The following is a 10,720-nucleotide window of genomic DNA, read 5'->3' as shown; positions in this document are numbered from 1 at the left end:
GGTATTAGAGTCGTATTATGAAATAGGTTATAAAGTTTATCAGCATCATTCCAGTTAATGAATGATGATAGAATCATAGGAGCAGATATAACCAAATAAACAGGATAAATTCTTAGGATTCTAGCTTTTAGAAATGATAAACCAACACGTGACTCTTTGAACGTATAGGTCATAAGAAAGCCACTCAACACAAAAAACAGGTCAACCCCAATTACACCAAGGTCACCAATATTTATGCCTGGTATTTTCATCCCAGAATGGGTTATTACCACAGATATAGCAGCAAATGCCCTCAATATCTGGAGAGAATTTATGTTTTTCTGTTGCATTAGCAGATCCGACAGTCTAGCGTAAAGCGAGATTTTATATGCATTCGCAAGTTAACTCAAATTCAAGTAGGGTAAATCCTAATCTTTAACAATTCTTCGCGACGAGGTTAACACAAAAACAGCATTACTAACCTTGAAATGGTTATTGTGCTTATCTCGCACCAACCGCTCACACCTTCTCATCAAGCCAGTCTGCCCTGAACTGCATCATCTCCCGTAGGCAGTAGGATGGGCAGGGTTTCATCGTGAGTCTCTTATCATGATAACTGCATGGTGTTGTTTGTATGCCGAGGGGAAAGATCGGCTAGGGAGTGGCAAGTGGGGCATGGATGGGACACAAAACAGCACTCGCTCTAAGGCGAACATAGACGACTGATGTTTTCTGCGACTCTAACCATCTGTTTTGTAGTGCGCTCTTGGACGATCTTTGTCGGTTATGAAAAATGTATGCTCATGTGATGGGGATGCAAGTCTAGCTTCTGTCGCTCTCTCAATGGAGTTCAATGTTGGGAGAGTCCTGCCTCTGTTCGTCCGGATTACCCTCTAGGCACCGTCTTTTCCGTGAAACCCCCGCAGGTTTAACGCTATAATGTTTCTGTTTTTTTCTCCCGGAACAGGATGAATAATGAAAAAATTAGCCATTGTGGCAGCGCTGATGACGCTGGCGGGCTGTGCGCAGATTGAAGACTACTCAACCGTGGTGAAATCACCTGCTCCGGCGGGGCTGGCGGGATACTGGCAGACGATGGGGCCGCAGCGCGCGCTGGTCAGCCCGGAGGCGATGGCCAGCCTGATTATCACTCGCGACGGCGACACGCTGGACTGCCGCCAGTGGCAACGGGTGATTGCGCTGCCGGGTAAACTCACTCTGCGCGATAGCGATGTCTACAACGTGACCAACAAGCTGGATGTTTATGCGGTGGAACGCGATGGCAATTCGCTGAAATACGATGGCATGACATTGCAGCGGGTTGAGCGGCCCACGGTAGAATGCGCCAACGCATTGACTAAAGCGCCGCTGCCGTCGGTGTTGCCGTAAGATTTTGTCGCTCCGGCATGGTTGATGTCGGAGCGCTATTCATCAGTGATTCAGGTCTACATTATCCTGCGGAACCAGTACGTGACCGCCCTGATTACCGTAGGTCGTCATCACCGTTTTCTGGATTGACGATTGTCCCACCAGTTTCGCCAGTTCGTCCATGCGGGCCTGCAACAGGCGCTTTACGGTATTTTCGTTATCAAGCACTTTACGCAGCATCGGGCGAAGTTGTTCCTGAAGCGGTTCCGTTGGCTGGCTCTCTCGCGTCAGTTGAGCAATCTTTTGCACCGCATTGACGTACTCCATTTCGCTGGCGATTAATTCGTCCCACAGTCCCTCCGTGGCAAGCCGTAGCATCAGATTGCTTTTTTCAACCAGCTTTTGGTACGACAGATAAAGGTGCGGTGCATGGCTCATTAGACGGCGTCCTGAATCAAGTTAGGCGTAAGAAGAGATTCCTTCCAGGCATCAGCGATGTTGCGCATTAACGCCTCAACTTCCTCAATGGCGCTAACATCATTGTGCAGGTTGGCTTGCAGAAGGCGTCTGACCATATAGGCATACAGCGACAGCAGGTTCTGCGTCAGCTCGTCGCGGCTGTCCTCATCCAGGCCAATTTTCAGCCCGTTTTCGATAATGTTGATGGCTTTCGACAGGGAAAGACCTTTCCCTTGCTGGTTGCCGTCCTGCATAAACAGGCGGGCGCGGATCAGCGCGCTGAGCGCGCCGTCAAACAGCATGGTGACAAGCTGCTGTTGACTGGCGCTCATGACGGCGCTTTCCACTCCAATCTGTGCGTAGGCCTGCGTACCTTTTGCCCCGTACATGATGTCTCTCCCGATCAAAAGTGATTACTTGGAATTGCTGGTCGATTCAAACTGCTGCGTCAAGTAGCTGCTGGTACTGTTCAGCGAGGTCATTAACACATCCAGCTGGGTAAACTGTTCTTTGTAGCGCGCAACCTGCGCATCGATACGATCGCTGGCGGCGTTGTAGTCTTTGGTTAATTTGTTCAGCGTTTTGCTGACGCCATCGGTGGCGGCCTTGATGATGCCGGTGGTGGAAAGCCAACTGGTCAGGTTGGTGCCGATGGTGGTGGTGATGCCGGTTTTTTTGCCGTCGCCGACGATCAAAGTACCGACGCCGGTAGCGTCTTTTTTCAGCGCGGCGGTGAGTTTGTCGGCATCCAGCTCAAGCTGGCCGGTGCTCGGGTCGGTAGAAATACCGATCTGCGCCAGCGTTTTGAACTGTGAGGAGCTGGCGCTGTTGCTCAGCATGCTTTTGAGCTGAGTCTGAATCGTGCGCAGCGTCGAGTCGCCGAGCAGGGCGCCGTTGTTTGCGCTCTGGCTATCGGAACCCGGATCTACGGCGGTGTATTTTGTCAGGCTGCTAAAGGTGTCCAGCAGCGAGTTATAGGCGGTGACCCAGTCGCTGATGGCCTTTTGTGCCTTGGTGGTGTCCTGAGTGATGGTCAGCGTCTGGTTGCCGGTGGTGACATCGTTCAGGTTCAGGGTGATGTTTTCCAGCGCATCGCTGATGGTGTTGCTGCTGTTCTCAATGGCGACGTTGTTGACGGTCAACTGGGCGTTCTGCGCAATAACCGAGACATCCATCCCGTTGCTGCTGGCATTGGCGTCATAACCCATAAAGCTTTGCAGCGCGTCGTCGCCTTTGACGGTCAACGTCATGGCGTTATCGCTACCGGTGTCATTTGCGGTCACCGACAGACGATATTCGCCGTTACCGACGTTGATGATACTGGCGCTGACGCCCGCTTTCGCGTTGTTGATGGCATCGCGAATACCGCTCAGCGAGGAGTTGGCCGCGCTGATATCGATGGTGATCGGATCTTTACCGCCGCCTTGCTGAATGGTCAGCGTGCTGTCGCTGGTGGCGATTGCGGTTTTGGTATCGCTTTTGGTGGTGCTGGTGGTCAGCGTTTGCGCCTGCGCCAGATGGCTGATGCTGATGGTGTATTTCCCGGCAATCGCATTCCCTGCCGTAGTGGCGCTAAATGCGGTGCTGCTGCTGGTGGTGGTGGTGGCGGAAAACAGGTCAGCCTTCGACAACGCGGTGTTAGCGGTCTGGAACGTGGTCAGCGCGCTTTTCAGCGTCCCGTAGGCGCTCAGCTTTGCGGTATAAGACGTCTGCTGTTTAGAGATAGGCGTCAGCGTCGCCTTCTGGGCGGCGGTGAGGCTATCGAGAATGCTACTTAAATCCAGGCCCGACCCGACTCCCAGCGATGAAATACTTGCCATGTGATTTCCTTTTATCTGTCGACACGTAGAACGAATACCGGGGTTATCGGCCTGAATGTCACAAAGTTTACGCTTAATTCTAAATTTTTAATGGCGGGAATAAGGGCAAGAGAAAAGAGTATTTCGGCGGCTAAAAAAATGCGTGATTGCGAAAAAAAATTCTAAAGGTTGTTTAACGGCAGACGATAACAAGTTTGACGGCGATTGAGCCGACGGGTGGAAACCCATTACGTAATCAACGACTTGCAATATAGGATAACGAATCATGGCACAAGTCATTAATACCAACAGCCTCTCGCTGATCACTCAGAACAATATCAACAAGAACCAGTCTGCTCTGTCGACTTCTATTGAGCGTCTGTCGTCTGGTCTGCGTATTAACAGCGCGAAGGACGATGCTGCGGGTCAGGCGATTGCTAACCGTTTCACCTCCAACATCAAAGGTCTGACTCAGGCTGCGCGTAACGCCAACGACGGTATCTCTCTGGCGCAGACCACTGAAGGCGCGTTGTCTGAAATCAACAACAACTTACAGCGTATCCGCGAACTGACCGTTCAGGCTTCTACCGGTACTAACTCCGATTCTGACCTGTCTTCCATCCAGGACGAAATCAAATCCCGTCTGGACGAAATTGACCGTGTCTCCGGTCAGACCCAGTTCAACGGCGTGAACGTGCTGGCGAAAGATGGTTCCATGAAAATTCAGGTGGGTGCGAATGATGGTCAGACCATTACTATCGACCTGAAGAAGATCGACTCTGATACTCTGGGTCTGAATGGCTTTAACGTGAATGGTAAAGGTACTATTGCGAACAAAGCTGCGACTATTAGTGATCTTGCTGCTACTGGGGCGGATGTTACTACTGATACAAGTAATATCACTGTTACTACTGACTTTAAAGCTCTGGATGCTTCCACGGCATTCGGCAAACTGAATACCGGTGATACTGTTGATGTAGGTGGTAACTCTTACAGCTACGATGCTGCAACGAAATCCTTCTCTACAACAGCAACGGTTGCTACTGCTGGTGTTGCTGGTGTTGCAGCTGGTCTGAAAGCTGATGTTGGGCAGTCGGCGTCTGGTTCTTACACTTCATCAACCGGCAAAGTTAACTTTGACGTTGATGCTAGTGGCAATATTACTATCGGCGGAGAAGCAGCATACCTGGTTAATGGGGCGCTGACTACCAACAACCCGACGGGTACAGAAACTGCGGCGACAATGGATACCCTGTTTGCTGCTGCGGATACAAATAATAAAGCGGGCACTGCTGTTGCGTCTTCAGTGGATTTTGGTGGTAAAACTTACAAGTTTGCTGGCGGTACTGATTCTGGTTCCGGCGTTGTAGGTGGCGGTGTCACTTATAAAGACACCGTATCTGCTGATGCACTGATGGCGACAGTTAAGGCTGATACTGTTGGAACAACTATCACGTACAACAGCGGCGCACTGCACTATGAAGCTTCCCTCAAAAATGGTGTTTCTACCGATTCGTACGTTGACAATGATGGCGAACTGACCAAAACAGCATCCTACGATACGACCTATTCAGTAGATAAAGACACTGGCGCTGTCACTGTTACTGGTGGTGATGGTACTGGTAAATATGCCGCAAATGTTGGTGCTCAGGCATATGTGAGCGCAGATGGCAAATTGACCACGAATACAACCAGCACTGGCACTGCGACCAAAGATCCATTGAAAGCCTTGGATGACGCAATCAGCTCCATCGACAAATTCCGTTCATCCCTGGGTGCTATCCAGAACCGTCTGGATTCTGCGGTAACCAACCTGAACAACACCACCACCAACCTGTCTGAAGCGCAGTCCCGTATTCAGGACGCCGACTATGCGACCGAAGTGTCCAACATGTCTAAAGCGCAGATCATCCAGCAGGCCGGTAACTCCGTGCTGGCGAAAGCCAACCAGGTACCGCAGCAGGTTCTGTCTCTGCTGCAGGGCTAATCGCTCTCAACCTGACTCAACCCCGCCTCGGCGGGGTTTTTTTGTTACTGAAATTTCACTTTACTGCGCAAATAACCCCACATTTCTCCCACTGTTCCACCGATTAAAACGGCTATAGAAACGGATAATCGTGCCGATAACTCATATTAATGCAGGGCTGTTTATCGTGAATTCAATGTATACCGCTGAAGGTGTAATGGATAAACACTCGCTATGGCAACGCTATGTGCCGTTGGTGCGCCATGAAGCGCTGCGCCTCCAGGTGCGTTTGCCGGCGAGCGTGGAACTGGACGATCTGCTCCAGGCGGGCGGTATCGGCTTATTGAATGCTGTTGAACGCTATGACGCTCTGCAAGGTACGGCATTTACCACTTACGCAGTGCAACGCATCCGTGGGGCGATGCTGGACGAATTACGCAGCCGTGACTGGGTGCCGCGTAGCGTCCGGCGGAACGCGCGTGAAGTTGCGCAAACGCTGGGTCAACTGGAGCAAGAGCTGGGACGAAACGCGACGGAAACCGAAGTCGCGCAGCGATTGGGGATTGCGGTTGAGGAATACCGTCAGGTGCTGTTAGATACCAATAACAGCCAGCTTTTTTCCTACGACGAGTGGCGAGAAGAGTATGGCGACAGCATTGAACTGGTGACGGAAGAGAATCAGCACGAAAATCCTCTGCATCAACTGTTGGAAGGCGATCTTCGCCAGCGCGTGATGGAGGCGATTGAAGCCTTACCGGAACGTGAGAAGTTGGTGTTAACCCTCTATTACCAGGAAGAGCTCAATCTCAAAGAGATTGGCGCGGTGCTGGAAGTCGGGGAATCGCGCGTCAGCCAGTTGCACAGTCAGGCGATCAAGCGTCTGCGCATCAAGCTGGGTAAGCTGTAGGTTGGTATAACGTTACGTTCAACCAAAGAATGCCGCATTAATCAATGAAAACCCGGAGTTATCATGATGATGCAGGTAAAAAGACGGCCGTTAAGCCGCTATTTGAAAGACTTCAAACACAGCCAAACACACTGCGCGCACTGTCATAAACTGCTCGACCGCATCACGCTGGTTCGGCAGGGGGAGATAGTCAATAAAATCGCGATATCCCGCCTCGATACCCTGATGGACGACGCGGCCTGGCAGCAGGAACGCGATGCGTGGTCCGCGCTGTGCCGTTTCTGCGGCGATCTGCACTGCAAAGAGCAGAGCGCCTTCTTCAATATCATCGGCTTCAAACAATACCTCCTCGAACACACGGACATGAGCGCCGGTACCGTACGTGAATACGTCGTACGTTTGCGTCGCCTGGGCAACCACTTCTCCGCGCAACAGGTGCCGCGCACGCTGTTGCTGGAGCGCCAGGCTGACGTCAAGCTGGAGGCGTGGCTGCCGGATACCAGCACCAACAATTATCGTATTGCACTACGTAAATACCTGCGATTTCATCACCAGCAGGCGCTGAACAACGCACAAAACTTCGCAGACCGTGAAACCTCTGATATATATTAAATTGGAATAACATGGATCTTATGGGTGTTTGTCATTGATGATGAACGGTTTACACTACGGAAAAATAATGTTTTTCGGGGGTATAATGAAACTGAAGTTTCTGGGTCGTCAGGCGCTGATGGGCGTAATGGCCGTTGCGCTGGTTGCGGGAGCAAGCGTGCAAGCCTTTGCTGCCGAAAATTTATTAAACCAGGTTAAAGAACGCGGCACGCTGCGCGTTGGGCTGGAAGGGACCTATCCTCCGTTTAGTTTCCAGGGTGATGACGGCAAACTGACCGGTTTTGAAGTCGATTTCGCGAATGAACTGGCTAAACACCTTGGCGTTAAGGCCGATCTGAAACCGACCAAATGGGACGGTATGCTGGCGTCGCTGGACTCCAAACGTATCGACGTGGTGATTAACCAGGTCACCATTTCGCCGGAACGTCAGAAAAAATATGACTTCTCCACCCCTTACACCATTTCCGGTATTCAGGCGCTGGTGAAGAAGGGCAGTGAAGACTCCATCAAAACCGCGGCGGACCTGAAAGGTAAAAAAGTCGGCGTCGGTCTGGGCACCAACTATGAAGAGTGGCTGCGTCAGAACGTGCAGGGCGTGGACATCCGGACTTACGACGATGACCCGACCAAATATCAGGATCTGCGCGTTGGCCGAATCAACGCCATTCTGGTTGACCGTCTGGCGGCACTGGATCTGGTGAAGAAAACCAACAATACGCTGGCGGTGGCCGGTGATGCGTTCTCCCGCCAGGAATCAGGCGTTGCGCTGCGTAAAGGCAACGACGATCTGCTCAAAGCAGTGGATAGCGCTATTGACGCCATGAAGAAAGACGGTAGCCTGAAGGCGCTGTCCGAAAAATGGTTTGGAGCTGACGTTACGCAGTAATCGCTCTGAAGGAAAAAAGGCGCTGAAAGGGCGCCTTTTTTTATTTACGGCGCATAATAAAAACGAGACTAAGGAGATGCTATGTCACTGCAAAATTTAACCCGTTTTCCGCGCCTTGAGTTTATTGGCGCGCCGACGCCGTTGGAATATCTGCCGCGTTTTTCCGACTACATCGGGCGCGACATTTTTATCAAACGCGATGACGTCACGCCGCTGGCGATGGGCGGAAACAAACTGCGTAAACTGGAGTTTCTCGCTGCCGACGCACTACGCGAAGGGGCCGACACGTTGGTGACCGCTGGCGCGATTCAATCTAACCACGTGCGCCAGACGGCGGCAGTGGCGGCAAAATTGGGGCTGCACTGCGTGGCGCTGCTGGAAAACCCGATGGGGACGAAGGCAGAAAACTATCTCAGCAACGGCAACCGTCTGCTGCTGGATCTGTTTAACACCCAGGTCGAGATGTGCGAGGCATTAACCGACCCGAACGCGCAGTTGGCTGAACTGGCGACGCGTCTCGAAGCGCAGGGCTTTCGTCCTTATGTGATTCCGGTTGGCGGTTCAAACGCGCTGGGTGCGCTGGGTTACGTGGAGAGCGCGCTGGAAATCGCGCAGCAGTGCGAAGGTGCGGTGTCGATTTCCTCCGTGGTGGTCGCTTCCGGCAGCGCAGGAACGCATGCCGGTCTGGCCGTGGGGCTCGAACAGGTGATGCCGGAAGCCGAGCTGATTGGCGTCACCGTTTCCCGCAAGGTGGCCGATCAACTGCCGAAAGTGGTCACGCTTCAGCAGGAGATTGCGCGCAGTCTTGAACTGACGGCTACTGCCGGAATCACGCTGTGGGACGACTATTTCGCCCCGGCTTACGGTATTCCGAACGACGACGGCATGGAAGCGGTGAAACTGCTCGCGCGTCTGGAAGGCATTCTTCTCGATCCGGTCTATACCGGCAAAGCGATGGCCGGGCTTATCGACGGCATCAGCCAGAAACGCTTCAAAGATGAAGGGCCTATTCTGTTCGTCCATACCGGCGGCGCGCCTGCGCTGTTCGCCTATCATCCTCACATTTAAATAGAACGCGCTCATGCAAGAAAGTATCCAATTAGTGATCGACTCCGCGCCGTATCTGCTCAAAGGCGCGGTCTTTACCCTCCAGCTCAGTATTGGCGGGATGTTCTTTGGGCTGGTTCTGGGCTTTATTCTCGCATTGATGCGCCTGTCGCCCATTGCGCCGGTGCGCTGGCTGGCACGTTGCTATATCTCTATTTTTCGCGGCACGCCGCTGATTGCCCAGCTATTTATGATCTACTACGGTCTGCCGCAGTTTGGCATCGAACTGGATCCGATTCCGTCGGCGATGATCGGCCTGTCGCTGAATACCGCGGCCTATGCTGCCGAAACGCTGCGTGCTGCGATTTCGTCGATCGATAAAGGCCAGTGGGAAGCGGCGGCGAGTATCGGTATGACCCCGTGGCAGACGATGCGCCGGGCGATTCTGCCGCAGGCGGCGCGCGTGGCGCTACCGCCGTTATCGAACAGTTTTATCAGCCTGGTGAAGGATACCTCGCTGGCGGCGACGATTCAGGTGCCGGAACTGTTCCGTCAGGCGCAGCTGATCACCTCGCGTACGCTGGAAGTATTCACCATGTATCTGGCTGCATCCCTGATTTACTGGGTGATGGCGACCGTGCTGTCGGTGCTGCAAAACTATTTTGAAAATCAGCTTAACCGCCAGGAGCGAGACCCGAAATGAGTGCAATTGAAGTCAAAAACCTGGTTAAAAAATTCCACGGACAGACCGTGCTGCACGGTATTGATCTTGAGGTGAAAGAGGGTGAAGTGGTAGCGATTATCGGGCCAAGCGGCTCCGGCAAAACCACGCTGCTGCGCAGTATTAATCTGCTGGAACAGCCGGAGAGCGGCACCATACGCGTCGGCGATATCACCATTGATACCGCACGCCCCATCGGCCAGCAGAAAGGGCTGATTCGCCGTCTGCGCCAGCACGTCGGCTTCGTGTTCCAGAGCTTCAATCTGTTCCCGCACCGTACGGTGCTGGAGAATATTATTGAAGGGCCGGTGATCGTGAAGGGCGAGGATAAAGCCGGGGCGGTTGCTCGGGCTCGCGAGCTATTGGGCAAGGTGGGGCTTTCAGGTAAAGAAGAGAGCTATCCGCGCCGTCTTTCCGGCGGCCAGCAGCAGCGTGTGGCGATTGCCCGAGCGTTGGCGATGCGCCCGGATGTGATCCTGTTTGATGAACCGACGTCGGCACTGGATCCCGAGCTGGTGGGGGAGGTGCTGAACACCATCCGCGCGCTGGCGCAGGAGAAGCGTACGATGGTCATCGTGACTCATGAAATGAGCTTTGCTCGTGATGTCGCTGACCGTGCCATCTTTATGGACCAGGGGCGGATTGTGGAGCAGGGCGAAGCCAAAGCGCTGTTTGCCAACCCACAGCAGGCCCGTACCCGCCAGTTCCTCGAAAAATTCCTGATGCAGTAGTCGCTTTGAGGTACGCCAGCAATACACGCTGGCGCGCCTTCTACGGGACTTAATTCGCATAGCAAATAATGACGCCCCTGTACCATCGCCTTTTTAATGAAAAATTTTACTTAAGCATGCCCCATCAATAGGTAAATATTATTCCGCCTGAAAGGTCCATAAAGCGCCGGAAAGCCGGAATATCGTGCGCTAAGTTACAGAAATGAGGCAAATTAAGATTATTTCAGGCAGGCGTGATATTTTAT

General features: G+C 52.8%; 12 protein-coding genes. 8 read left to right on the top strand and 4 right to left on the bottom strand.

All coding sequences use genetic code 11. The features are described from left to right. Positions 1-329, bottom strand: a 329-nt coding sequence (locus NNN71_RS21055) for an acyltransferase family protein (protein WP_271459264.1), incomplete at its 3' end; no start/stop codon positions are given. Between the two features lie 625 nt (positions 330-954). On the opposite strand from NNN71_RS21055, the gene yedD reads away from it, so the two are divergent. Next, positions 955-1,368: a lipoprotein YedD gene (gene yedD, locus NNN71_RS21050; RefSeq protein WP_271459263.1), complete on the top strand. Its 414-nt coding sequence runs from the start codon at positions 955-957 to the stop codon at positions 1,366-1,368. Between the two features lie 42 nt (positions 1,369-1,410). Here the strand turns inward: yedD and fliT are convergent, their stop codons facing one another. The 3 genes from fliT to fliD are packed head-to-tail and all read right to left on the bottom strand — an operon-like array spanning position 1,411 to position 3,626. Beyond that, positions 1,411-1,785 carry a flagella biosynthesis regulatory protein FliT gene (gene fliT / locus NNN71_RS21045; protein ID WP_163449009.1) on the bottom strand — a complete coding sequence of 125 codons (375 nt, stop codon included), beginning with the start codon at positions 1,783-1,785 and terminating at the stop codon, positions 1,411-1,413. Further along, entirely contained in the window at positions 1,785-2,195 is a 411-nt protein-coding gene (gene fliS / locus NNN71_RS21040; protein WP_064544546.1) for a flagellar export chaperone FliS, read from the bottom strand. The genes fliT and fliS overlap by 1 nt, the downstream gene beginning before the upstream one ends. A gap of 24 nt (positions 2,196-2,219) precedes the next feature. Then, positions 2,220-3,626, bottom strand: a complete 1,407-nt coding sequence (gene fliD / locus NNN71_RS21035; protein ID WP_249023081.1) for a flagellar filament capping protein FliD — start codon at positions 3,624-3,626, stop codon at positions 2,220-2,222. Between the two features lie 265 nt (positions 3,627-3,891). Here fliD and NNN71_RS21030 point away from each other — a divergent pair, with 265 nt between their 5' ends. The 7 genes from NNN71_RS21030 (at position 3,892) to tcyN (ending at position 10,475) form a co-directional block, all read left to right on the top strand. Then, positions 3,892-5,592 carry a FliC/FljB family flagellin gene (locus tag NNN71_RS21030; RefSeq protein WP_271459262.1) on the top strand — a complete coding sequence of 567 codons (1,701 nt, stop codon included), beginning with the start codon at positions 3,892-3,894 and terminating at the stop codon, positions 5,590-5,592. A gap of 166 nt (positions 5,593-5,758) precedes the next feature. Next, positions 5,759-6,478, top strand: coding sequence for an RNA polymerase sigma factor FliA (locus tag NNN71_RS21025; RefSeq protein ID WP_064544586.1), 720 nt, complete (start codon positions 5,759-5,761; stop codon positions 6,476-6,478). A gap of 60 nt (positions 6,479-6,538) precedes the next feature. Beyond that, on the top strand, positions 6,539-7,090 hold the full coding sequence (fliZ, locus tag NNN71_RS21020) for a flagella biosynthesis regulatory protein FliZ (protein ID WP_223804202.1): 552 nt from the start codon (positions 6,539-6,541) through the stop codon (positions 7,088-7,090). 85 nt (positions 7,091-7,175) lie between these two features. Further along, positions 7,176-7,976, top strand: coding sequence for a cystine ABC transporter substrate-binding protein (tcyJ, locus tag NNN71_RS21015; protein WP_163449006.1), 801 nt, complete (start codon positions 7,176-7,178; stop codon positions 7,974-7,976). Positions 7,977-8,057: 81 nt separating this feature from the next. After that, a complete protein-coding gene (dcyD, locus tag NNN71_RS21010; RefSeq protein WP_271459261.1) occupies positions 8,058-9,044 on the top strand; it encodes a D-cysteine desulfhydrase in 987 nt (328 codons plus the stop codon). 13 nt (positions 9,045-9,057) lie between these two features. Beyond that, on the top strand, positions 9,058-9,726 hold the full coding sequence (tcyL, locus tag NNN71_RS21005) for a cystine ABC transporter permease (protein ID WP_064544553.1): 669 nt from the start codon (positions 9,058-9,060) through the stop codon (positions 9,724-9,726). After that, positions 9,723-10,475, top strand: a complete 753-nt coding sequence (gene tcyN, locus NNN71_RS21000) for an L-cystine ABC transporter ATP-binding protein TcyN (RefSeq protein ID WP_064544555.1) — start codon at positions 9,723-9,725, stop codon at positions 10,473-10,475. Before tcyL ends, tcyN begins: the two co-directional genes overlap by 4 nt. The last annotated feature ends 245 nt before the right edge of the window (positions 10,476-10,720 follow it).

The organism is Kluyvera sp. Awk 3, assembly GCF_028069715.1.
In the GTDB taxonomy this organism is placed as follows: domain Bacteria; phylum Pseudomonadota; class Gammaproteobacteria; order Enterobacterales; family Enterobacteriaceae; genus Kluyvera; species Kluyvera georgiana_A.
The sequence above is the reverse complement of the archived record's forward strand: the minus strand, read 5'-3'. Positions and strand labels throughout refer to the sequence as shown.

Excerpts from the sequence above, each read along its gene's own strand:
- yedD (WP_271459263.1), top strand. The coding sequence starts at position 955 with ATGAAAAAATTAGCCATTGTGGCAGCGCTGATGACGCTGGCGGGCTGT.
- fliT (WP_163449009.1), bottom strand. The coding sequence starts at position 1,785 with ATGAGCCATGCACCGCACCTTTATCTGTCGTACCAAAAGCTGGTTGAA.
- fliS (WP_064544546.1), bottom strand. The coding sequence starts at position 2,195 with ATGTACGGGGCAAAAGGTACGCAGGCCTACGCACAGATTGGAGTGGAA.
- fliD (WP_249023081.1), bottom strand. The coding sequence starts at position 3,626 with ATGGCAAGTATTTCATCGCTGGGAGTCGGGTCGGGCCTGGATTTAAGT.
- NNN71_RS21030 (WP_271459262.1), top strand. The coding sequence starts at position 3,892 with ATGGCACAAGTCATTAATACCAACAGCCTCTCGCTGATCACTCAGAAC.
- tcyJ (WP_163449006.1), top strand. The coding sequence starts at position 7,176 with ATGAAACTGAAGTTTCTGGGTCGTCAGGCGCTGATGGGCGTAATGGCC.
- dcyD (WP_271459261.1), top strand. The coding sequence starts at position 8,058 with ATGTCACTGCAAAATTTAACCCGTTTTCCGCGCCTTGAGTTTATTGGC.
- tcyL (WP_064544553.1), top strand. The coding sequence starts at position 9,058 with ATGCAAGAAAGTATCCAATTAGTGATCGACTCCGCGCCGTATCTGCTC.
- tcyN (WP_064544555.1), top strand. The coding sequence starts at position 9,723 with ATGAGTGCAATTGAAGTCAAAAACCTGGTTAAAAAATTCCACGGACAG.